This is a genomic window from Sphingopyxis sp. CR5 (assembly GCF_059693785.1).
This window is the reverse complement of the sequence record NZ_JCATIE010000002.1, coordinates 149299-171667: the sequence shown is the minus strand read 5'-3', so window position 1 is coordinate 171667 and position 22369 is coordinate 149299. Positions and strand designations below refer to the sequence as shown.

24 protein-coding genes are annotated in these 22369 nt (G+C 66.3%); 11 read left to right on the top strand and 13 right to left on the bottom strand.

The annotated features are described in order from the left end of the window. The first annotated feature begins 78 nt into the window (after positions 1-78). Together AC58D2_RS03715 and AC58D2_RS03710 are read left to right on the top strand one after the other, a co-directional pair. Positions 79-825 (top strand): TorF family putative porin, encoded by a 747-nt coding sequence (locus AC58D2_RS03715; protein WP_497387456.1) that lies wholly within the window; start codon positions 79-81, stop codon positions 823-825. A 224-nt stretch (positions 826-1049) separates the two neighbouring features. Further along, on the top strand, positions 1050-1778 hold the full coding sequence (locus AC58D2_RS03710; protein ID WP_497387454.1) for a TorF family putative porin: 729 nt from the start codon (positions 1050-1052) through the stop codon (positions 1776-1778). A gap of 71 nt (positions 1779-1849) precedes the next feature. On the opposite strand, the gene AC58D2_RS03705 is transcribed toward AC58D2_RS03710, so the two are convergent. From AC58D2_RS03705 to AC58D2_RS03690, 4 genes are all read right to left on the bottom strand, one after another. Further along, entirely contained in the window at positions 1850-2998 is a 1149-nt protein-coding gene (locus tag AC58D2_RS03705) for an alpha-hydroxy acid oxidase (protein WP_497387452.1), read from the bottom strand. A 172-nt stretch (positions 2999-3170) separates the two neighbouring features. Beyond that, positions 3171-4418 carry an NAD(P)/FAD-dependent oxidoreductase gene (locus tag AC58D2_RS03700; protein WP_497387450.1) on the bottom strand — a complete coding sequence of 416 codons (1248 nt, stop codon included), beginning with the start codon at positions 4416-4418 and terminating at the stop codon, positions 3171-3173. A 1-nt stretch (position 4419) separates the two neighbouring features. Next, the gene (locus tag AC58D2_RS03695; RefSeq protein ID WP_497387448.1) at positions 4420-6072 is read right to left on the bottom strand and encodes an amidohydrolase; all 1653 of its coding nucleotides are present in this window, start codon (positions 6070-6072) and stop codon (positions 4420-4422) included. After that, the gene (locus AC58D2_RS03690; protein ID WP_497387446.1) at positions 6069-6947 is read right to left on the bottom strand and encodes an NAD(P)-dependent oxidoreductase; all 879 of its coding nucleotides are present in this window, start codon (positions 6945-6947) and stop codon (positions 6069-6071) included. The genes AC58D2_RS03695 and AC58D2_RS03690 overlap by 4 nt, the downstream gene beginning before the upstream one ends. 57 nt (positions 6948-7004) lie before the next feature. Here AC58D2_RS03690 and AC58D2_RS03685 point away from each other — a divergent pair, with 57 nt between their 5' ends. Continuing rightward, positions 7005-8255 carry a threonine ammonia-lyase gene (locus AC58D2_RS03685; RefSeq protein WP_497387444.1) on the top strand — a complete coding sequence of 417 codons (1251 nt, stop codon included), beginning with the start codon at positions 7005-7007 and terminating at the stop codon, positions 8253-8255. Positions 8256-8405: 150 nt separating this feature from the next. After that, a complete protein-coding gene (locus tag AC58D2_RS03680) occupies positions 8406-8798 on the top strand; it encodes an acyl-CoA thioesterase (RefSeq protein ID WP_497387442.1) in 393 nt (130 codons plus the stop codon). Between the two features lie 28 nt (positions 8799-8826). On the opposite strand, the gene AC58D2_RS03675 is transcribed toward AC58D2_RS03680, so the two are convergent. Beyond that, a complete protein-coding gene (locus tag AC58D2_RS03675; protein ID WP_497387440.1) occupies positions 8827-9522 on the bottom strand; it encodes a class I SAM-dependent methyltransferase in 696 nt (231 codons plus the stop codon). Further along, positions 9515-9973 (bottom strand): RrF2 family transcriptional regulator, encoded by a 459-nt coding sequence (locus AC58D2_RS03670; RefSeq protein ID WP_497387438.1) that lies wholly within the window; start codon positions 9971-9973, stop codon positions 9515-9517. Before AC58D2_RS03670 ends, AC58D2_RS03675 begins: the two co-directional genes overlap by 8 nt. A 134-nt stretch (positions 9974-10107) precedes the next feature. Here AC58D2_RS03670 and AC58D2_RS03665 point away from each other — a divergent pair, with 134 nt between their 5' ends. Beyond that, the gene (locus tag AC58D2_RS03665; protein ID WP_497387436.1) at positions 10108-11460 is read left to right on the top strand and encodes a M1 family aminopeptidase; all 1353 of its coding nucleotides are present in this window, start codon (positions 10108-10110) and stop codon (positions 11458-11460) included. A gap of 200 nt (positions 11461-11660) precedes the next feature. Further along, complete coding sequence (locus AC58D2_RS03660) at positions 11661-12179, top strand: GNAT family N-acetyltransferase (protein WP_497387434.1); 519 nt, start codon at positions 11661-11663, stop codon at positions 12177-12179. On the opposite strand, the gene AC58D2_RS03655 is transcribed toward AC58D2_RS03660, so the two are convergent. The 5 genes from AC58D2_RS03655 to AC58D2_RS03635 all read right to left on the bottom strand — a co-directional run bounded on the left by AC58D2_RS03655 (position 12158) and on the right by AC58D2_RS03635 (position 15672). Further along, positions 12158-12811: a class I SAM-dependent methyltransferase gene (locus AC58D2_RS03655; protein ID WP_497387432.1), complete on the bottom strand. Its 654-nt coding sequence runs from the start codon at positions 12809-12811 to the stop codon at positions 12158-12160. The two genes, AC58D2_RS03660 and AC58D2_RS03655, sit on opposite strands and share 22 nt — an antisense overlap. Beyond that, positions 12808-13569, bottom strand: coding sequence for an esterase/lipase family protein (locus AC58D2_RS03650; RefSeq protein ID WP_497387430.1), 762 nt, complete (start codon positions 13567-13569; stop codon positions 12808-12810). Before AC58D2_RS03650 ends, AC58D2_RS03655 begins: the two co-directional genes overlap by 4 nt. After that, entirely contained in the window at positions 13569-14762 is a 1194-nt protein-coding gene (locus AC58D2_RS03645; RefSeq protein ID WP_497387428.1) for a PQQ-dependent sugar dehydrogenase, read from the bottom strand. The genes AC58D2_RS03650 and AC58D2_RS03645 overlap by 1 nt, the downstream gene beginning before the upstream one ends. Positions 14763-14842: 80 nt before the next feature. Further along, the gene (locus AC58D2_RS03640) at positions 14843-15475 is read right to left on the bottom strand and encodes a sigma-70 family RNA polymerase sigma factor (RefSeq protein WP_497387426.1); all 633 of its coding nucleotides are present in this window, start codon (positions 15473-15475) and stop codon (positions 14843-14845) included. Beyond that, positions 15472-15672 (bottom strand): NepR family anti-sigma factor, encoded by a 201-nt coding sequence (locus tag AC58D2_RS03635; RefSeq protein WP_497387424.1) that lies wholly within the window; start codon positions 15670-15672, stop codon positions 15472-15474. The genes AC58D2_RS03640 and AC58D2_RS03635 overlap by 4 nt, the downstream gene beginning before the upstream one ends. A 221-nt stretch (positions 15673-15893) precedes the next feature. On the opposite strand from AC58D2_RS03635, the gene AC58D2_RS03630 reads away from it, so the two are divergent. Next, on the top strand, positions 15894-16301 hold the full coding sequence (locus tag AC58D2_RS03630; RefSeq protein WP_497387422.1) for a BLUF domain-containing protein: 408 nt from the start codon (positions 15894-15896) through the stop codon (positions 16299-16301). A gap of 125 nt (positions 16302-16426) precedes the next feature. Then, on the top strand, positions 16427-17047 hold the full coding sequence (locus AC58D2_RS03625) for a sigma-70 family RNA polymerase sigma factor (RefSeq protein WP_497387420.1): 621 nt from the start codon (positions 16427-16429) through the stop codon (positions 17045-17047). A gap of 15 nt (positions 17048-17062) precedes the next feature. Here AC58D2_RS03625 and AC58D2_RS03620 read toward each other — a convergent pair whose 3' ends face one another. Continuing rightward, the gene (locus tag AC58D2_RS03620; RefSeq protein WP_497387418.1) at positions 17063-17854 is read right to left on the bottom strand and encodes a response regulator; all 792 of its coding nucleotides are present in this window, start codon (positions 17852-17854) and stop codon (positions 17063-17065) included. Between the two features lie 349 nt (positions 17855-18203). Between AC58D2_RS03620 and AC58D2_RS03615 the strand changes: the two genes are divergently transcribed. After that, the gene (locus tag AC58D2_RS03615; protein WP_497387416.1) at positions 18204-19604 is read left to right on the top strand and encodes a sensor histidine kinase; all 1401 of its coding nucleotides are present in this window, start codon (positions 18204-18206) and stop codon (positions 19602-19604) included. A gap of 10 nt (positions 19605-19614) precedes the next feature. Then, positions 19615-20388: a Crp/Fnr family transcriptional regulator gene (locus AC58D2_RS03610; protein ID WP_497387414.1), complete on the top strand. Its 774-nt coding sequence runs from the start codon at positions 19615-19617 to the stop codon at positions 20386-20388. Between the two features lie 54 nt (positions 20389-20442). Here AC58D2_RS03610 and AC58D2_RS03605 read toward each other — a convergent pair whose 3' ends face one another. After that, positions 20443-20946, bottom strand: a complete 504-nt coding sequence (locus tag AC58D2_RS03605) for a Dps family protein (RefSeq protein WP_497387412.1) — start codon at positions 20944-20946, stop codon at positions 20443-20445. A 170-nt stretch (positions 20947-21116) separates the two neighbouring features. On the opposite strand from AC58D2_RS03605, the gene AC58D2_RS03600 reads away from it, so the two are divergent. Then, positions 21117-22367, top strand: coding sequence for a putative DNA modification/repair radical SAM protein (locus AC58D2_RS03600; RefSeq protein ID WP_497387410.1), 1251 nt, complete (start codon positions 21117-21119; stop codon positions 22365-22367). Positions 22368-22369 lie beyond the last annotated feature (2 nt).

The window sequence follows — 22369 nt, the reverse complement described above, 5'->3', positions numbered from 1 at the left end:
TAGACGCCCGGTCGCCGCTTGGCAAAGGCCATGCGGACGACGGGCCGGCGGCCCGCCGCATTTGCGAGAGGAGTTTTCATGCAGTTTCCGGCCAAGGCGTGTTTCGGCGCGCTGCTTGCCCTGTCGGTCGTGCCAGCTGGCGCACAGGCGCAGGATATCCCCAGCGGCCCGCTGTCGGTGTCGGGCAGCATTTCGGTGGTTTCGGATTATCGCTTTCGCGGACTGTCGCGTTCGGACGGCAAGGTCGAGGTCCAGTCGACGATCACGGTAAGTCACCAGAACGGCCTCTATGCGGGTGTATGGGGATCGGGACTGCCCGACACGCCGCGCCGCGGGCAATATGAACTCGATCTCTATGGCGGCTATGCGACCGAAATCGCGCCGGGCACCTCGCTCGACCTCGGCGCGACCTGGTTCGTCTTTCCCGGCAATCGCGCGGCAGCGGGGCCGAGCGACTATGCCGAGGTCGCTGCGCGGCTGTCGCACGATCTGGGGCCGCTGTCGGCGACCGCAACCGCCGCCTATGCTCCCGAGCAAAAGGCGCTGGGCGGGGACGACAACCTCTATCTGGGCCTCGACCTGTCGGCCGGGATTCCCAATACGCCGGTCACGCTCTCGGCGTCGGTGGGGCGCAGCGACGGCGGGCTCGGCGCGCTCGCGGGCGAGCGCCGCTATGTCGACTGGTCGCTGAGCGCAAGTGTGGTCCACGGCCCCGTCACCCTGTCGGCGCGCTATGCCGACACCGACATCCGCAAGACCGGCGTCAAGGCGGTCGACCGACGGTACGACCCGACGCTGATATTGGGAGTCGGCCTATCCTTCTGAAAGTCGGCGTAACAATATTTCTTATGTAACCGGTTCGACGTAAGGTAGTTGTTGCATATTTGTCACATAGCCCATTTTTTAGGCAAGGTCGGCGCTTTCCCCATTGTGCAGCGCAGCGAGTCTGTGAAAGAGGAGGGCTCGTCTGAAGGGACTGGCCCGTAAAAGAGGCCGGCCGTCAGGCAGCAGGCAGGGACGATCCGTTTATCTGTTCAGAGGATCTGTCCATGAAGAATTTCTCCCGCGCGTGCCTCGGCATGCTTCTCGCCGCCGTAGCGATCCCGTCGACCGCCTACGCTCAGGATGAGGATAGCGACGGCATCACGATTTCGGGTAGCGCCACCGTCGTCAGCGACTATCGCTTCCGCGGTTTCAGCCAGTCGAACGAGGAAGCCGCGATCCAGGGCGGGTTCAGCATCAGCCATGACAGCGGGCTGTATGTCGGAACCTGGGGATCGAGCATCGGTTTTGCCAACGGCACCGAAATCGACGTCTTCGGCGGCTATTCGAAAGAAGTCGCGCCCGGCCTGACCGCCGACATCGGCGCGACGCTCTATCTTTATCCCGGCACGTCGAACAGTTCGATCATCGAGCCCTATTTCTCTGTGTCGGGCGACCTTGGCCCCGCATCGCTCAAGACCGGCATCGCCTGGGCTCCGGGCGGTCAGGATTCGCTCGGCGACGACAGCGGCGTCTATCTCTACACCGATGCCGGCGTTGCGATCCCGAACACCCCGTTCAGCGTGAACGGCCATATCGGCTTTGCAAAGAGCGACAGCTTTCTGGGCGGTGCCGACGGCGAAGTCATCGACTATTCGGTCGGCGTTTCGGCCAGCTGGAAGGCGCTGACCGGCAGCGTCGCCTATGTGAACACCGATGCGCCCAAGGCGCTCGGCTACAAGGAAGGCGTCGGCGCCGACGGTGCCGTGATCTTTACGCTCGGCGTTTCGTTCTGACGCCGGGCCGGGGGCGGCTTCTGGGGGGAGGCCGCCCTTTCCTTTCGGCGTAGCGGCTGGAAGGACTATCGTCAGCGCCAACGCAGATTGTCGCGGCCAAGGTCGCTCAGCGTCTTCGCCCCCATCAATTTCATGCCGCGTTCGATTTCGGCGCGGAGCAATGTGCCGGCGCGCGCGACTCCATCCTCGCCCGCCGCGGCGAGCGCGTAGAGATAGAGGCGCCCGCCCGAACAGGCTTTCGCGCCGACCGACAAGGCCTTGAGCACATGCGTTCCGCGGGTGATGCCGCCGTCGCAGATCACCTCGACCTTGTCGCCGACGGCATCGACGATGTCCGCGAGCGCGTCGAAAGGCGAAATGCTGCCGTCGAGTTGTCGCCCGCCGTGGTTCGACACCATGATCGCGGTGGCGCCGATGTCGACCGCGCGTTTCGCGTCCTCGACCGCGACAATGCCCTTTAGGCAGAAGGGGCCGTCCCATGCCTTGCGAATGGCCTCGGCGCGGGTCCAGTCGAGGCTCTGGTCGAGCATCGAGGTGAAATAATCGGCCACCGACCTGGGCACGCTCGATCCCTCGGACACGTGGGTGGCGAGGTTGGGCAGGCTGAATTTCTCCCGGAGAACATAATTCAGGCCCCAGCCGGGTTTCGCGGCATAGCTCAGCATGTTCGACGCGGTGAAGCGCGGGGGCGAGGTAAAGCCCGAGCGCAGGCAGCGTTCGCGATTTCCCCCGACGATGGTGTCGACGGTCAGCGCAACCGCGTCGAATTTCGCTTCGCGCGCGGCGTCGAGCATCGCACGGTTGAGCCCCTCGTCCTTGTGAACATAGAGCTGGAACAACTTGGGCCCGTCGGTGAGGGCGCCGGCTTCGGCCAGGCTGATCGTCGCAAGGCTCGAAATGCCAGCGACCGTGCCCGCCTTCGCCGCCGCGCGCAGCACGGCGCGCTCGCCCTGCCAGTGGAACAGGCGCTGGAGCGCGGTGGGGGACAGGAAGAGCGGCATCGACACCTCGCGCCCGAACAGGGTCGTGCGCATATCGACGCTTTCCATCCCGGCGAGCACGCGCGGGATCAGGTCGCAGCGGTCGAAGGCGTCGCGGTTGCGGCGGCGCGTCACCTCGTCGTCGGCGGCGCCGTCGATATAATCGAACACCGGCCAGGGCAGCCGCCGTTTTGCGAGCGCCCGGAAATCGTCGATATTGTGACAGTCGGTCAGCTTCATTCTGCCCCGTCCGTTCGTGTCGAGCCCTTCGACTGCCTTGACAGGCGCCCAGGATAAACTTGGGATTTTCGCCGAAGTGGAGACGCCTCGCAAGGTTGCGCCAGATCGACGGGCATCCCGACTTCGCTCGAGGCGAACGCGGAAAGGACGGACGAGCGCGCGTGGCTTGCTGTCATGTTGACCCGCCTACCAACCGCGAGAGCGCCCATCGCGGCTCGACCGGCCGGCTCGCATCTTCGACATGCGCGGCCACGCGCCCCCCGATCGCAGGGGCGAGAGCAAAGGCGCGACCCGCGCCGCCGCCGGCGAGCCATACGCGCGGATGCCCGGGCAGGCGGTCGAGCAGCAGGTCGCCCGTTGCGGTGCGGCAATCGTGCGTCGCGGCACTCGCGACCACGGGCGCGTCGGCCAGACGAGGCAGCCGGGTCGCGACCCATTGCCGGGCCTCGGCAAGCGCCCGCCCGTCCGACCCGGCGTCGGTGCGTCGGTCGAAACTGTCCGGATCGACGCTGGCGTCGGGCGCGCTTTTCCACACGCGCACCCCGACACCTTCGACGTCGGGGATCAGGTTGAAGCCATAGGCGCGGTCGACGAGCGCCGGCATGGCGGGCGGGCGGTAATGGACGTCGCCCTGACCGGGACCGAAGTGGAAGACGGTGTAGCGTACCGCCGACAGATGGTGCGGCGTTAAAAGCTGGGGGAACAATTCGGTCAACCACGCCCCGCTGGCATAGACCAGCGTCCTGGCGGTGCCGCCGTCGGGCAGGACATACAGATCGCGCTTCTTGTCGTGCAGCGGCGCGGGCATCACCACGGTCTCCGGGTCGACCTGCGCATCGGGGATCGCTTCGAGCACGCCCCGCCGTCCCGCGAGCATCGCCCCGGCCTGGGCGACGAGGGCCGCTTCTTCGGGGCGCCACGCGACCTGCGTGTAGCGCGGACGGAGCGCATCTCCGCCGATCCGCGCGGTGCCGTCCGGCGGCACGACCGCGTCGGTTGCGGCGAGCGCGGTGACCGCTTCGCACGGGGTGAGAATCGGCAGGCTTGCACTGTCCGACAGGCGCGCCCACGCCTTGCGGCTCTCTTCGACCAGCGCCGCATACAGCGCGTCCCCGCCCTGGACCGGATCGAGCATCATCGTGGGAAGGTTCGACGCCGCGCGGCGGTTGCCCGCGCCATAGGCGTCGAACAGGCGGACATGCAGCCCGCGCCGTACCAGATGCCATGCGGTCCAGGCGCCGATCGCACCCGCGCCGATCACGGCGACATCGACGTGGCGCTCGGGCGGCTTGGCGCCCTTGCGCGCTCGCGAGCGGCGGGGTTCGGGCGCCTCGCGGCGCTTCGGCTCCTTCTTTGCGCCGCCGAGCGCGAGCGCCGTCGGCGCGGCCGCCATTGCGGCGAGCAGGCGACGGCGGCGCACGTCAGCCGCCCTTGCGCTTGTAATAGCGGTAGCCGCCGATCCAGGTTTCCAGCGGGGTCATGTTGCGGATCTCGCCGGGGCTGGCAAGCATCGGGTCGGCGTCGAGGATCAGGAAATCCGCGCGCATTCCCGGCATCAGCGTACCGATACGATCCTCGGCAAAACCCGCGAAGGCGGCGCTGCGGGTGAAGCCATCGAGCGCGGTTTCGCGGCTCACCGCCTCTTCGGGGTGCCAGCCGCCGAACGGCTGGCCGTCGGCGTCGGTGCGCGAGATCGCGGCGGCGATGCCGGGGAAGGGATTGGCGCTCTCTACCGGTACGTCCGATCCGAAGGCAAGGCGCACGCCCGCTTTCTCCATGCTGCGCCACGCATAGGCGCCCACCAGTCGCTCCGGCCCCAGCCGCGCTTCGGCCATCAGCCGGTCCGACGGCTGGTGGATCGGCTGCATCGAGGCGACGACGCCCAATTGCTTGAAGCGCGGAATATCGGCAGGGTCGACGATCTGTGCATGTTCGATACGCCAGCGGCGCTCGCCGGGCAGATCGGCGTTGAGGTCGGTGATCGCGTCGAGCGCCTCGGCGTTCGCGGCATCGCCGATCGCATGGATCGCGACCTGGAATCCGTCCATCGACGCGCGCACCATCTTGTTGCGCAGCTGGGCGGGGGTGAGCAGCGGCAGGCCCGTCTGTCCGGGCGCGTCGGCATAAGGCGCCTTCAGCCACGCGCCGCGCGATCCAAGGGCCCCGTCGAGGTAGAGCTTTACCCCGACCATCCGCAGCTTGTCGTCATAGAGCCAGGGCGTTGGCCCCGGTCCGCCGATCAGCGCCATATTGTCGACGTCGTGGCCATAGCTGATGATGCGGATCGCCAGCTGGTGCTTGTCGCCGGCGCGGCGATAGCTCTGCCAGTCGTCGATGGTCGTGCCCATATCGGCGATCGCCGTGATCCCCTGTTCGAGCAGCTTTTGCTGCGCGAGCAGGAAGGCGCGGTCGCGATCGCGCGCAAGCGGCTTGGGCACCGCCCCGCCCACCAGTGCGGTTGCGGCATCGACGAACACACCGCTCGGCTGACCCTTTGCCATTTCGATCCGGCCGCCCTCGGGGGCCTTGGTCGACGCGGTCACGCGCGCGGCGCGCATCGCGGCGCTGTTCGCCCATCCCGCATGTCCATCGACGCGTTCGAGCCATACCGGGCGATCGGGGACCGCGGCGTCGAGGTCGGCGGCGGTCGGGAAGCGGCCGAGCCCCCAGGCCTCCTGGTTCCAGCCGCCGCCGATGATCCACGGCAGCTCGGGGTTGTCGGCGGCATATTTGCGGATCGCGGCGAGCGCCTCGTCGAGCGACCGCGTGCCCGACAGATCGAGCGTCATCAGCGAAAAGCCCAGTCCCATGACATGCCCATGCGCGTCGATCACGCCGGGGATCAGCGTCTTGCCCTTCGCATTTTCCTCGAAATCGGGACGCTCCGGGCGCTTGTCCTTGCGGTCGAGGAGCTGCTTGACCTTGCCGTCCTTGTCGATGAGCAGTCCGGTGAAACGGATCAGCTTGCCGTCCTTGTCGAGCGTCAGGCCGTTGACATTGTCGATCAACGTATCGGCGTGCGCGGGTGCGGCGAACGCCAGCACCAGCGAAGCACAAAGGGCGGCGCGGATCACTTCGGCAGCCTCGTCACCAGCGAACTCGTGTCCTTTCTGCCGCCGCCGGCCTTTTGCACCTCGGCATAAAATTGGTCGACGAGCGCCGCGACGGGCAGCGTCGCCCCATTGACCCGCGCTTCGTCGAGCGCGAGACCCAGATCCTTGCGCATCCAGTCGACCGCGAAACCGAAGTCGAATTCGTCGTTCGCCATCGTGGCCCAGCGGTTCTGCATCTGCCAGCTGGCGGCCGCGCCGCCCGATACCGCTTCGAAAACCTTGTCGGTGTCCAGGCCCGAGGCCTGGGCGAAGCGCACGGCTTCGGACAAGCCTTGCAGCACGCCGGCGATCGCGATCTGGTTGACCATCTTCGTCGTCTGCCCGGCGCCCGCGCCGCCGATATGGACGATCCGCGCGGCATAGGCGCGCATTACCGGCTCGGCCGCGGCAAAGGCGGCATCGCTGCCGCCGCACATGATCGACAGCTTGCCCGCCTGAGCGCCCGATTCGCCGCCCGACACCGGCGCATCGACGCTGAGCAGCCCGTGCGTTTCGGCCTCCTGGGCCAGCCGCCGCGCGATTCGCGCCGATACGGTCGTATGATCGACAAAGACCGCGCCCTTCTTCATGGCGTCGAAGGCGCCGTCCGCCCCCAGCGTGACTTCGGCGAGATCGTCGTCGTTGCCCACGCAGGCGAGAACCGCGTCGGCGTCCTTCGCCGCTTCGGCGGGCGTCGCTGCGGCGCTGCCGCCATATTCGGATGCCCAGGCGTCGGCCCTGGCGCGGGTACGGTTGTAGACAGTGACGCTGTGGCCGGCCTGGACGAGATGCCCTGCCATCGGGCCGCCCATGACGCCGGTGCCGATGAAGGCGATACGCAATTTTTCTTCGCTCATGCGCGGTCCATAGCATTGTTTGCTTCATGCGCCAGATGGGGTAGGGCGCTTGCCGCTATGACCGATCAACTCACCCTGACCCCCGCTGCCGATTTTCCGGCGATCACGTTGGACGATGTGCGCGCGGCGGCGGAGCGAATTGACGGCGCGGTTGTCCGCACGCCGACGCTGAAATCGCAGACCTTGTCCGAACTGGTCGGCGCCGACGTGTGGCTGAAGTTCGAAAATCTGCAATTTACCGCGGCTTACAAGGAACGCGGTGCCCTCAACGCGCTGATGCTGCTCGACGATGCGGCCAAGGCCCGCGGTGTGATCGCGGCGTCGGCGGGCAACCACGCGCAGGGGCTGGCCTATCATGGCAAGCGGCTGGGCGTTCCCGTCACCATCGTGATGCCGAAGACGACCCCGCAGGTAAAGGTATCGCAGACCGCGAGCCACGGCGCGACGATCGTGCTGTTCGGCGAAAAGTTCGACGACGCCTATGCCCATGCGCTCGAACTCGAAAAGGAACGCGGGCTGACCTTCGTCCATCCCTTCGACCATCCGCACGTCGCGGCCGGGCAGGGAACGGTCGCGCTCGAAATGCTGGAGGATGTGCCCGAGCTCGACACGCTGATCGTGCCGATCGGCGGCGGCGGACTGCTGACCGGCATGGGGACCGCAGCGCGCGGGATCAAGAATGACATGCGCCTCGTCGGGGTGCAGGCCGAACTCTATCCGTCGATGTATGCCGAATTGAACGGCGTCGACATGGCGTGCGAGGGCGACACGCTGGCCGAAGGCATCGCGGTCAAGCAGCCCGGCGCCTATACGCGCAAGGTCGTCGCCGAGCTCAACGACGATATCGTCCTTGTCGCCGAACGCCACCTCGAGCGTGCGGTCAGCCTGCTCTTGCAGATCGAGAAGACGGTGGTCGAGGGCGCGGGCGCCGCGGGGCTTGCCGCCATGCTCGCCCACCCCGAAGAATTCGCCGGGCGCAAGGTGGGGCTCGTCCTGACCGGCGGCAATATCGACACGCGGCTGCTTGCCAATGTGTTGCTGCGCGACCTTGCGCGGTCGGGCCGCATCGCGCGGCTGCGTATCCGCCTTCAGGACCGACCCGGCGCGCTGTTCAAGGTGATGGAGGTGTTCAACGCGCACCAGGTGAACATCATCGAGATCTATCACCAGCGCATCTTTACCACGCTTCCCGCCAAGGGGCTGATCACCGACATCGAATGCGAAGCGCGCGACCGCGAGCATCTCGACGCACTGGTCAAGGCGCTGCGCGACGCCGGCTATATGGTGACGACGGTGGAACTCGCGTAGACTATGCCGATATTCAGCCCGTGACGGGCTGCGAACGGCCGTCTCCTGCGCTTCCGGTGCTCACGTACTGACGTACGCTGCGCGCCGGTTCTCGGAGCCAGCCATTCTCTCTCCACCGCGAACTGAATCTCGACATAGTCTGGACGGCCGATGAAAGAATTCTCGCTTCAACTCACAGCAACCCCGGATGCGATCGACGAACTCGGCCACGTCAACAATGCCGTCTGGGTCCAGTGGATCCAGCAGGTCGCCACCGGCCATTGGGACGCCGCGGCGCCGCAGAGCCACAAGAACACCTATATCTGGGTCGTGGTGCGGCACGAGATCGACTATCTGCGCGCGCTCGGCCCCGGCGAGAGCGTGACCGCGCGCACCTGGGTCGCCGACAAGCCGCGCGGGGCGAAATTCGATCGCTTCATGGAATTCACCGGCGCCGACGGCAAGGTCCACGTCCGTGCCCGCACGGTCTGGGCGCTGCTCGACAAGGCCAGCGGCCGGCCGCTGCGCGTGACCGACGACATCGTCGCGCCTTTTGCAGGGTAGCGGACGTCGGGACGCCCGAAAGTCGGCGCTATGCGTAGCCGACCCAGCCGCGCCAGGTGAAGGCGGTATAGAAGGTTTCCACACCGGTGAATCCCGCCGCGCGCAGCACCGCTTCATCCTCTTCGGGGCTCAGCATCGCGACGTGGGTGGCGACGGCCTGGCGGCCCTTGGCGACCTGTTCGGGATCGCCGCCCGAGGCGACGGCAAAGGCGGCATAGCGGTCGAGCCAGCGATCGCGCGCGTCGGCCGACTGTGGGAAGCTACCGTGCGCGGCGACGAAGGGTGCGCCGGGTTTCAGCCGCGCGCGAATTTCGGCCGCGGTGCGGATGCGTTCGGCGCGGTCGAGGAAATGGAGCGTCAGGAGGCAGGTTGCCCCGTCGAACGGGCCGGGCGGGGCATCGTCGATATACCCCTCGATCAGGTCGGCGCGGTCGGCATCGGGCCCCATCACCCGTTCGGCAAGGTCGAGCATCGCCCCCGCGGGATCGACCCCGGTGAAGCGCCAGCCCGGATGGGCGTCGGCCATCGCCTTCATCTCGCTGCCGCCGCCGGCACCGAGAACCAGGATATGCGCGTCGGACGGCGCGCGCTCGGCGAGCAGCAGCCCCGTCATTCGGTGCAGCCCGTCGAGCCCGGGGACGAAGCGGCGCGGCCCTTCGCCATAGTGCGCAACGGCGGCGGGGTCCTTGAAGCTGTCGAGGAAATATTGGACGCCTTCAGCCATGAACATGCTCCTGCGAGGGGGTGGGGCGCGCCGCCATGCGGCGATGGAAATCGGCGGCGAGCGCGGCGAGCGTCACGGTCTCGAAGCGCGCGAGCAGCAGGGCTTCGGCATCGCGAAAACTGGTGTCGAGCGCCGCGTTGACCGCCTGCTCGACAAGGCAGCCGGGCGCTTCCGTACGGTTGCCCATCGCCATCAGCCGGGGACGACCGATCGCATCGTAGATGTCGCGCATCGTGACCGTCGACAGGTCGCGCGCGATCGTCCAGCCGCCGCCGTGGCCCTTTTCCGAATGGACGAACCCGGCCTCGCGCAGGCCGCCGAGGATACGGCGGATTACGACGGGGTTGGTCTGCATCGCCTTGGCAAGGCGTTCGGACGTGAGCGGCGTGCCCGCCTGTGCCATGTGGAGGAGGACGTGCAGGACGCCCGAGAGCCGGCTGTCGCGTTTCATGTAACTTCTATTATTTCGTGAAATGCGGCGCGTCAAGGTGGCAGATTGCTGACGGTGCGCGACTCAATTGACAGCTGCGAAGGACGGGGGGTATCGGCGACCCGCCGGGGATTTTCTGTCATGTCGAGAATGTTATGAAAATTCTTCCCCTGCTGTGTCTTGTCTTGCTGGGTGCGTGCGCCGCCCATCCGCCGTTGCCGGACACGGCGGTGCATTCCGCCGCCGCGACGCCGACGAACCATGTGCTTGTCGCGCGCGATCGCGGCGGATGGACGGCGCATTTCCGGTTCGCGGCCGATGCGCCGATCTGGGCATTTCAGCGATCGGCCTTGCTGCGGATCGACGCGACCCCGTGGCGCCCGAAAAGCTGGCAGGTGGAAACGCCAGGCGTATCGCTGGCACGGATCGGCGATTTCGACGCCTTCGTCGCCGCCGACGGCAATGTCCCGTGCGAGGTGACGATAGCTTTTCAACCGCTTGGCGAGGATCTGGTCGCCGACTATGATCCCGCGATCATCCTGTCCGATGGCACGATGGCACTTTATGGCGGGCATTTCGCCACCTTTCCGATGGAAAGTCGCGAGGCGCTCGCGGCGCTGCGCGAGCCCGGCGACTATTCCAACGATATCGGGCTTACCGCTGGCGGCGCGCCGCTGTTGTTCGACGGACACCGGGTCACGCGGGCGGAAGATATCGGCGACAATTATGTCTATGTCGGCGACGTGGCGCTGTCGCCGGACGATCCCGTCGCGACGATCCTGGACCCCGGTCTGCCGGCGTGGATCGCAACGCGCCTGCGCGATTTCACTCCGGCGGTGTTTGGCGCCTACGAAGCCGAAATGGGTGCACACAAGGGCAGCCGGCCGACGGTGATCGCAAGCTGGGCCGGTGCGAATTTTGCCGGCGCCAGCACAGGCGGCAGCGTCTCCCCCGGCCTGATCACGATGCGACTGGAGGGCAAGCAATTACTGACCCAGTCGCCGGGCGCGCTCGATCAGATGCGCTGGTTCATCGCGCATGAGGCGGCGCATTTCTGGCTTGGGCAGACCATCGGCTACGCCTCTCCGGACGACGCGTGGATCACCGAGGGCGGCGCAGATTATCTGGCGATGCAGGTCGCGAAGCGTGCAGATTCGCATTATGACGCCGGCGCCTTCATGGACGAGGCACGGACCGATTGCATCGCCGCGCTCGCCAAGGGCTCGCTTGCCGACGCGCGCCGCCGGAACGACCAGCGCGCTTATTATGCCTGCGGAGCCCTGTTCGCGCAGGCCGTGGACGCCGCCGGCCGGCCGCGCGGCAAGGGCTTTGCCGATTTTGTTCGCGGCCTGATCGAAACCGATGCGGACGGCCGCGTGACGGCTGCCGAATGGCTGGATGCGGCGCGCGCCTTCGGGGTGCCGGCCGACCGGGTGGCGCGTATCGAAACGCTGATCGCCGGCGGTCCGGAGGCGGCGCCCGCGCTCGATGCGTTGCTCGGCGATTGACCGGCACGGGAAAGGCGCATAGACCCGCTCGCGATGACCGGTAACCGATCCACTCCTTTCAGCGTGTATTGGCGCTCCTTTATCTAGGAGCGGCATGGCATCATCCTGTGACCATCGCCGCCGTGTTCGGACAGGCGAATGGTCATCATCACACCACTACCCCCTCCGGTCACGGCGTGCGCTTTTGAAGAAGACGCGACATGACCGATACCTTGCTTGCCTTGTCGACCGACCATTGTCGCATCACGCCCCTGTTGGCGGACGATGCGCGTGCCCTGTCTGCGATCACCGATGCTTCGGTGACGTCGCAGGTGCATTTCCTGCCCGATCCGTTCACCGAAAGCGATGCGCGCGCCCTGATCGCGGCATCGGGCGGAGGCGACGTGTACCATGCGGTGCGCGACCGGCGCGATGCGGCCTTGGTTGGCGTTATCGGCGTTCACCGCCGGCCGGGCCGGGAATATGAAGTCGGTTACTGGTTTGCGGCGGCGGCACGGGGCAGGGGACTGGCGACCGAGGCGGTCGGCGCGATGGTCGCGTCGCTTGCGGCGTCGCGGCCGGACTGTGCGATCGTCGCCGAATGCCATCCGGCCAACGAGCGTTCGCGCGCGCTGCTGCGGCGGCTCGGTTTCGCGGCGACGGGCGAGAGGGGATGCCGCCCAGGACGGATGCGTTTCCGGTGGCGCGCCGGGGCGGGCTATCGCATCGACGTATGCTGAGGGCGAAAACGGAAGACGCCGCTCGCCGTTGTCCGCAAGCCGCTTTCAAAGACATCGTAGCGGGCGACTTCCCGAAGTCGATCGAGCGGTAGCGGGCGGCGCCACGGATCGCCGACGAGGATATCGAGCCCCGCATCGAGGCAGCGGGCGAGAAAGGCGGTAACGCGGCCGGCGAGGTCTTCGGTGTAGAAGAGGTCGCCGACCAGCACGAGGTCGGCGTCGGGGACGGGCAAGGCGCCGACATCGGCATGGCACACCGCGACGTCGACGTCGTTCAGCGTCGCATTGAGGCGTAGCGCCGCGACCGCGTGGCGATCGCGTTCGACCGCCGTGACCGACGTCGCTCCGGCTATCGCCGCGGCGATTCCAACGAGTCCCGATCCCGCGCCAAGATCGAGGACTCGGCGGCCGCGCACGATCCCGGGTCGGTCGAGCGCATGGCGAGCAAGCGCAAGCCCGCCCGCCCAGCGATGCGCCCAATAGGGGGCGGCGACGCCGGCCCGGTCGTCCTGCGCCAGCCGTCCGATGCCGCTCGAGGGCACGGCGCCGTGCAGGCGGATTTCGGGAATGCCGGGGACGGGTGCGACGGGCAGGTTGGCGCGGATGAAGTCCGCGAGATCGGCGTCTGTCATCGGGTCGCGGCGGCGTCCTCGTCGACCTTCTCGGTCAGGGCTTTCGCGATCGCTGCGACCGATGTCGGGGCATAGGCGAAGCCCATATGGCCGCAATCGACCTCTATCTGCCGGTCGCTTTCGTGCGGAAGGCCGCGCGCGCTGTTCACCGCGATGACGCCGTCGTGCTTCGACCAGAGCGCGAAGGTCGGCATTTCCGGGCGCGGGGCCGGGTGGAAATCGATCGGCGGATTGTCGACCGGGTGGCGCGCGATCAGGTGATAGAGGCGCCACGCGCGATTGGCGCGGCGGCTGCCCGAGAAAGGCGACCCCAGCGTCACCACGCGCGCGACCTTGCCTGGATGATGCTTCGCATATTCGCGGGCATAAATGCCGCCCAGGCTCCAGCCGACGAGGGCGGGCGCTCGTCCGGTGCGCGCCATGATCCACTCGACACGGCCGTCGATGCGCTCGATGATGTCGGCGGTCGCGCCGCGATTGAAGCCCAGGCCCCAGGCGTAGCAGCGGAAGCCCGCGCGGCGCAGGTCGGCGCGCAGCGCTTTGGTGGCCCAGTCGCCCGACAGGAAGCCCGGCAGGACCATGACGGGCGGATAGGGGCTGTCCGGATTGGCTTCGGGCGGCATGGGCCGGACGCGGCCGCCGATCGCGCGCAGCAAGGCCCCCGCCTCGCGCCACAGCAGTCCGAGCCGGGGGGGCGCGTCGGGATCGGGCACGCGCGCCGGCCATTCGGCGCGGCGAGAGAGGAAGGCGCGGATCATCAGCCCTTCGGAACCAGCTTCACCAGCTTGCCGTCCTTCCCGTCGGTCAGGAGCCAGACCGATCCGTCCTCGTTGACCTCGACCTCGCGGATGCGCGTCCCGAAATCCCAGCGGTCGGACTTGTGCAGCGCGTCGCCGTCGATCGCCATGCGGATCAGCCCTTCGCCCGACAGCGCGCCCATCAGAAGGCTGTTCTTCCAGCCCGGATAGAGGCTGCCATCGTACCAGGCGAGCCCGGCCGGCGAAATCGACGGATTCCACCACAGCTTGGGCGCGGTGAATTCGGGATGCGTCGGGTGGTCGGGGATATCCTTGCCGTCATAATGGTCGCCGTTCGATACGATCGGATAGCCGTAATTCGCGCCGCGTTCGACGAGGTTGACCTCGTCGCCGCCCTTTGGTCCCATCTCCTGCTGCCACAGCCGTCCGGTGCCGTCGAATGCCAGCCCCAGCAGGTTGCGGTGGCCGAGCGACCAGATTTGGGCGGTGATGCCGTTCCGATCGGATCCTGAAGCGTCGGCAAAGGGATTGTCGGCGGGAATGCTGCCATCGGGCTTCAGGCGGATGACCTTGCCCAGATTCTTGTCCATGTCCTGCGCGGGATCGAATTTCTGCCGCTCGCCCGAACTGATGAACAGATATTGCCCGTCGGGCGAAAAGGCGAGCCGGTGCGAGAAATGGCCGCGGCCGGGGACTTTGGGGTCCTGTTTCCAGATGGTCGCGAGCCCTTCGAGACGCGGCGAGGCGCCATCGACCAGCCTGGCCTTGCCGACGACGGCGCCATAGGTGTCGCCGCCGCCCGCCTCGATCCAGCTGAGATAGACGCTGCCGCTCGATGCGAAATCGGGCGCCAGGATCACGTCGCCGAACCCGCCCTGCCCGCCATAGGCAACCGTGGGGGCGCCCGCGACCTCCAGCGTCTCGCCGTCAGCCTGCCACAGCTTGAGCTTGCCGGCCTTCTCCGTGACGAGCGCGCGCTTGCCGCCGGGCAGGAAGGTCATGGCCCAAGGTTCGTCGAATTCGGCGACCTCCTCGACGGTGAAGGGCGCATCCGCGAGCGGGGCGGCGGGCTGCTTGCCCGACGCATCGAGTGCGGCCATGTCGCCCGACGCGGCTTCGCTCGGCGCGCTGCCGGCCGAACAGGCGGCAACGACGAAGACCGCGGCGAGCGTGAATGTCGGAAGAGTTTTCATGCCGGACGTCGCCTTGTTGTGGAGGACAGCGCCGTTCTGGCGCGGCGATGCCGCAAAGTCGAGGGGGCAGGATCGGGAGCCTATCGTTCGCTTCCGCGCCGCGCGGCGATTTCCTCGACGCTGCCCATGATCGCGTCGACCGCCTCGCTCGCCGGCGGTGCATCCGACCGTTTTTGCGAAAATTGGCCGCTCGCCATGATGTCTTCGAGCGCCGTTCGCGCGCGCGAAACCCGGCTCTTCATCGTGCCGAGCGCGCAGTCGCAGATCTGTGCCGCCTCTTCGTACGACATGCCGCCGGCACCAACGAGGATCAGCGCCTCGCGCTGGTCCTGCGGCAATTCCATCAGTCCGCGTTGCAGGTCGGCCATTTCGCCCGAATCCTCCTGCGCGGCCGGCGTCGCGAGCGTGCGTTCGACGACGCCTTCGTCATATTCGCCCTTGAACTTGTTGCGCCGCATCTGGGACAGAAAGGTGTTGCGCAGGATAACGAAGGTCCAGGCCTTGATCGACGTTCCGCGCTCGAATCGTGCGCGCGACGCCCATGCCTTGACCATCGTATCCTGAGTCAGGTCGTCGGCCAGGTCCGGATTTCCGCACAGGCTTCGCCCATAGGCGCGCAAATGGGGAATGACGTCCGCGAGCAACGCCTTGAATTCGCTGTCGGACAGGCCGTTGTCGTCGGAGGGCTGCAAAGCAGCTTGGGGACGGGTCATTCGGGGCTTTTCTGATCGAGCTGGGACAGGAGGTCGAGCATGCGGTCGGGAAGATCCTCCGCAACGATATTGCCATAGATCATGCGCAGTTTCGCGCTCACCGGCTCGGGCGACTGACGCCCCGTAAGCGCGCGGTGCCACTGATCACCGCCCGTGCCGGGGAAGCTCCCTCGGGCCTTCGGGGACGCGTCGGTCACCGGGCGCGGAGCGCCTTTGCCGTTCATCCTGTTATCGCCGTGCGTTGCCATGACAAAGCAACGACAGAAGGGGGCGCAAGTTCCCGGCGCGTGCGATTTTTCGAATTGGGGCGTTGCCAAGAAACCACAGTTCGCCCTAACTCAGATTAACGCCACAGCGCGGGCGAGCGACTAGAACAGCTCTCTGGCGGCTTAGCGCCAGTTCAAGGAAAGGGCCGCACTTGCTCTCCGTCATCTATGTCAGCGTGGCCGATCCCGGCCTGACGCAAGACGATATCCTCGCCCTTCTCGAAACCGCGCAGCGCAATAACGCGCGCGACCAACTGACCGGTGCGTTGATCTATAACGGCCAGAATTTCATGCAGCTTCTCGAAGGGCCGATCGAAAAGGTCGAGGCGTGCCTTGCCGCGATCCGCGCCGACCGGCGTCACAACGGCATGATCGAAATTCGGCGGCGCGTGATCGAAGAGCGCGAATTTGCCGGGTGGTCGATGCTCTATACCCCGCTGTTCCGTGGGCACGACGAAAATCTGGCCCGGCTTGCGGCGAACGGCCGCCTCGATCCGCAGGACGAGCATATGCTTGCGAACTTCCTGGCGCTGGGGCATCGCAGCGGCACAGCCGTGTGACGGCCCGGCCGGCACGAGCGGCGCCTCCGCACTTGGGCTTTGCTTTGCCCGCGCCACCGGCTAAGCCGCGCGAAGATGAAATATATTTCCGTTCCGCCTCTCCAGCGCCCGGGCCTTAGCAGGCGATGACGACCGATATCGCTCCCCAGCCGCTCGACGACGCGAGTTTCAAGCGCGAACTCGCCGCGATGCTGCCGCACCTGCGCGCGTTCGGGCGCAGCCTGTGCGGCAATGCCGACATGGCCGACGACCTGGTCCAGGAAACCATGCTCAAGGCGTGGAAGGCGCGCGCGCAATATGTGCCGGGTCCATCGAGCATGAAAAGTTGGGCCTTCGTCATCCTGCGCAATTGCTTTCTGTCGCAGATGCGGCGCAAGAAATTCACCGCCGATTACGACGAACTCGCCGCCGAGCGGCTTTTGGTGGCACCCGACGATCAGGACGACAGCCTGCATCTGGCCGACGTTCAGCGCGCGCTGCTGCAATTGCCGGTCGATCAGCGCGAGGCGCTGGTGCTTATCGGGGCGGGCGGCCTCAGCTATGAAGAAGGCGCCGCCATCTGTGGCTGCGCGGTCGGCACGATGAAAAGCCGCGTCTCGCGCGCCCGCTCGGCCTTACACGATATATTGGATGGCGGTGACATGCCGCTGCGCAGTACCGATGTCCTGCCTGCCAGCGAAACCTTTGCCGCGATCATGGACAAGGTCGACGATCTGACCGCGAACGGTCCCGGCGCCGACGGTTAGCGACCGCTTCCGGGGTCAGGCCGCGAGCTCCGGGGTGAAGAGCAGGCTCTGGCTGATCGCCGCGCGCACGGTATTTTCACGAAACGGTTTCGAGATCAGAAAGGTCGGTTCGACGCGGTTTCCGGTCAGCAGCCGTTCGGGGAAGGCGGTGATGAAGATCGTCGGCACCGGGGCGAGCGCCAGAATGTCCTGCACCGCGTCGATCCCCGACGACCCGTCGGCCAGTTGGATATCGGCGAGCACGAGCCCGGCTTCGGTCCTCTCGAATGCCGCGACGGCATCGGCGTGGGTTGCGGCGACGCCGGCGACTTCGTGACCCAGGCCGCGCACGATTTCTTCGAGCTCCAGCGCGATCAGCGGCTCGTCCTCGATGATGAGGACCGAGGTGCGCGATTCGCGGTCGAGGTCGGCAACCGCTTCGCCGAGCAGGGTCTCGACGGTCGCTTCGTCGGTTCCTGTTATCCGCGCCGCCTCGTCGGTCGAAAATCCTTCGAGCGCGGTCAGCAACAGGATCTGACGGCCGAGCGGGGTGATCCGCGCCAGCCGCCGGTTCGCGGCGCGCACCAGCGCGTCTTCGTCGCTGTCGTTTTCGCCGTCGTCGATGAACGCGCTTTCCCAGATGCGATGGAAGGCGCGGTAGAGGTCGATACGCGTCCCGTCGCCGGACGCGAATTCGTCGGGCGCGGCAACGATCACTTCGAGCAAGGTGTGAACGAAATTGTCGCCGTGCTGCTGGCTTCCCGTCAGCGCGCGCGCGTAGCGGCGCAGGAACGGCAGATGTCCGCGAATTTCATCGCCCAGGCTCATGCAGAAGACCTCCCTCTTAAAGGGGTCATACGCCCTCCGCGGCGGTCTGGTTCCCATCTCGCGCGACAAAAGCGCCAAAAAGGGCTGCAACTTGTTACGGGATAATGCGTAATCGTGGACGGGACGCTTCGGGGCCGGGGCCCGGACCGTTGATTTGTCAGCGGTTGGGTCCGTTTTTTGGGGCCAGCATGCTTTTGTAGGGACCAGTTTCATGGCACAGCGGCCCTGGAAATCGAACGATGCGGCGGCATCGGCAGGCGAGGGGGGGCGGCAGTTGGCGGACGGTGGGGAGAGGGACGCGGAGTTCGAAGAGCGCCGGCGGCTGAGGACCCTTCGCGAATACCGCATCATGGATACCGGCCCGGAACAGGCTTTCGACCGTGTGACCAAGCTGGTCGCCGACCTGTTCGACGCGCCGATCGCGCTGGTGTCGCTCGTCGACGACTGCCGCCAATGGTTCAAATCTGCCTATGGTCTCGATGTGCCGGAAACGCCGCGCGATATCAGCTTTTGCGAGCATGTGATCGCCGACGACAAGCCGCTGATCGTCGCCGATGCGCGGCTCGACCCCCGCTTTCGCGACAATCCGCTCGTCACCGGCGAACCGGATATCCGTTTCTATGCCGGAGTTCCGCTGCGCGCCTATAATGGCGCGGTGCTCGGAACTCTGTGTATCATCGACCGCAAGGTTCGACCGGGGCTCGATCGACGCGAACTGGAACGGCTCGAGGATTTTGCCGCGATCATCATGGCGGAAGCCGAACTGCGCCGCACCGCGGTCGAACGCGACGAAGCGCGCCATATGCTCGAACGGGCGCTCGATTTCTCGGGCATCGCGACGTGGCTTTATGACGCGCGGACAGGGGAGGTTCGCTGGCGCGGCGCGGTCGCCGACCTGTGGGGCGCCGACCATGCCGACGCGCTCGGCGATGTCGACGGCGTTTTCGATCGCATGCATCCCGACGACCGCGACCGGGTGCGCAAGGTGCTTGAGGAATCGGTGGCGTCCGGCGGCAGCTATGTCACCGAATATCGCGTCGTCCATCCCGAAAAGGGGGTGCGCTGGCTCGCCGCACGCGCCGATTGGGACGTGCAGGCGAACGATGCGGTACTGATGGGGATCAGCCTCGACATCACCGAGCAAAAGAGCCGGCAGGAAAATGCCAATCTGCTGATGCGCGAACTGCATCATCGGATGCGTAACCTGTTCGCCACCGTCGGCGCGATCATCTCGCTCACGCGCCATTCGGCGCACGACGTCGACGATTATGTCGAACGGATCAGCAGCCGGCTCGACGCGCTGAACCGCGCGCAGAACGTCCTGCTCGGCGCCAATTTCATGACCGGGTCGATGTATGCGCTGATGCAGGAGGTCGAGGCTGCCTTTCCGCGTGTGCGCTGGTCGGGCCCCGACCTGCTGTTGCCCGAAAATGCGCTCGTTGCCATGGCGTTGCTGTTCAACGAGCTGGCGACCAACGCGGTCAAGCATGGCGCGCTGTCGGCCGAAGGCGGCCGCGTCGACGTTACCTGGTCGCAGGACGAAGGCGACGCGGAGGACAGGCAGTTCCGGATGACATGGGCCGAAAGCGGGGGAAGCGGCGATGTGATCGCACCCGACCGTACGAGTTTTGGCACCTTGCTGATGGAACGCAGCGTTCGTAATAACCTTGGCGGGACGATCGAGCGCCTGTGGGAGCCGACGGGCCTGGTCGTTAACATCACGCTGCCGGCAAAGTGGCGCGAAGCATAGGGGCGGGGCGATGAGCCCCGGGGACGGGGACGAAATGGCACTCGAGGCGCTGATCGCGCGGCTGCATTATTACAGCGATCTGGGGGAGGCGGAGCGCGCGGCGCTTGCGGGACTGTCGGTCGCGCCGCGCCGTTTTTCGGCGAATACCCAGATCATCAGCGCGGGTCAGGAAATGGACGCGGTGCTGGTGATGCGCGACGGATGGGCCGCGCGTTTCAAGGCGCTCGAGGACGGGCGACGCCAGATCCTCAACATCCTGCTGCCCGGCGATATCTTCGACTTGCAGGTCCTTGTCGCGGCCGAGGCCGACCATAGTATCGTCACGGTGACCGACGGGTCGCTCTACGCGGTCGCGCCCGGCGCGGTGCGCGACATATTGGCGGGCTCGGGCGCGCTGAGCATGGCCTTTTGGTGGACGCAGGTGCAGGAAGAGGCGTTCCTGCGCGAACAGATCGTCCGCAACGGCCGCCAGACGGCGCAGGAGCGCATCGGTCACCTGCTCCTGGAACTGCATCGCCGTGCCCGGATCGTCAACCAGGCAAGCGAGGATGCGATGCCCCTGCCGCTAACCCAGACACAGATTGCCGACACGCTTGGCCTGACGCCCATTCATACCAACCGCGTCTTGCGCCGCCTCGTGCGGGCTGGCCTGATCGAAATGAACCGCCAGCACATCCGCTTCCTCGATCAGGATGCGCTGGCTGAAATGTGCGATTTCGATCCGAGCTATTTTCACCTCGACGCGTTTCGTATGCGGCTTGGCCGCGGCGTCGGCGGACGCTGAAGGGCGAGCCGGGAAGGGGCGCGCGGCGGCGGCCCCCCTCTTCCGGCCGAGGCTTCACGCTGCAAGGGCGCGGAGCATCCAGGCATTTTCCTCATGCTTACCGATCCGCGCGGTCAGCATGTCGGCGGTAAACACGTCGTCGGCTTCTTCGGCGACCGCAACGAAATCGCGCATCCGTTTCGCAGCGGCCTCATTGTCCGCGATCAGCACCGCCAGCATGTCTTCCGCCTTGTGCGGGACCTTGTCGCTGGTGATCTGGGACAGGTCGCCGAATTCGACGAACGAGGCGGGGGCGAGTTCGCCGAGTGCGCGAATACGCTCCGCGATCGCGTCGATCGCGTCGTCGAGGTCGGTATATTGCTCTTCGGTCAGCTTGTGGACGCTGTAGAAGCCCGCACCGACGACGTTCCAGTGGACGCCGAGCGTCTTCAAATAGAGGGTGAAGCTGTCGGCCAGGGCTTCGCGAAGCGTCTGCGCGACCTTCTTGCGCTTGGCGGAGGTGATCCCGGTGTCGACCTTCGTGGGCTTGGTGACGGCTTCCATCGTGTCGCTGGACATGGACGGTCCTTTCTCTTGTCTGTGATTGAGGGGCGCCGAACGGCGCTCGCTCTACTAACGGCACAGTGCGGCCAGCCGTTCCATCGACGCCGCCGATGACGGCCAAAGAAAAAGTCGATCAGGCTAATTCATGTTTGTTCTTGCTTCGTTCCGAATGCTAAGCTGGCGCGATGAACGACAAGTCGCCCCTTCAAAAGCTCGCGATTCTTGCCGATGCCGCCAAATATGACGCCTCCTGCGCGTCGTCGGGAACGGTGCGGCGCGATTCGATGGCGAGCAAGGGGATCGGGTCGACTGAAGGCATGGGCATATGCCACAGCTATGCGCCCGATGGCCGCTGTATCTCGCTGTTGAAAATATTGCTCACCAATTTCTGCGTGTACGATTGCCGGTTCTGTATCAATCGAGCGTCGAGCAACGTAGCGCGGGCGCGGTTCGCCCCGCACGAGGTCGCTGCGCTGACGCTCGATTTCTACAAGCGCAATTATATCGAAGGCCTGTTCCTCTCTTCGGGGATTATCCGGTCCGAAGATTATACGATGGAGCAGCTGGTCGAGGTCGCGCGCCTGTTGCGCGAGGAGCATCGCTTCGCGGGCTATATCCACCTGAAGACGATCGCCGGCGCGGACCCGGCGCTGATCGCGCTTGCTGGTCTGTATGCCGACCGCCTCTCGACCAATGTCGAGCTTCCGACCGAAGCGGGGCTGGCAAGCTTCGCGCCCGAGAAGAAGCCGGCGACGATCCGCAAGACGATGGCGTCGGTCCGAACCCGCGAAGCCGACGTGCTCGACGCTGCGAAGAGCCGGTTGATCGGCAAGGCGAAGCCGCCGCGCTTTGCGCCGGCAGGCCAATCGACGCAGATGATCGTCGGTGCCGACGGAGCCCGCGACGACGATATATTGCAGGCCGCGACCAATCTCTATTCGGGCTATCGGCTGCGCCGCGTCTATTATTCGGCTTATAGCCCCATTCCCGACGCGAGCGGCGACCTGCCGCCGGTGCGGCCGCCGCTGATGCGCGAGCATCGGCTCTATCAGGCTGACTGGCTGCTCCGTTTCTATGGGTTCGAACGCGCCGAAATCATGGCGGGCGCGTGCGACGGCATGCTCGACCTGTCGATCGACCCCAAGCTCGCCTGGGCGCTCCAGCGGCGCGAGGCTTTCCCGGTCGACGTCAATCGCGCCCCGCGCGAGATGCTGTTGCGGGTGCCGGGACTTGGCACGCGCGCGGTCGAGCGAATCGTCGCGGCGCGGCGGTTCGGCGCGCTGCGGCTCGGCGATCTGGCGAAGCTGACGATTTCGGTAAGGAAATTGCTGCCTTTCATCGTCACGCCCGATTGGCGTCCCGGCAAGCTGACCGACAGCGCCGACCTGCGCGCGCGCTTTGCGCCGCCGCCCGAACAGCTCGCGTTCGCGCTGTGAGG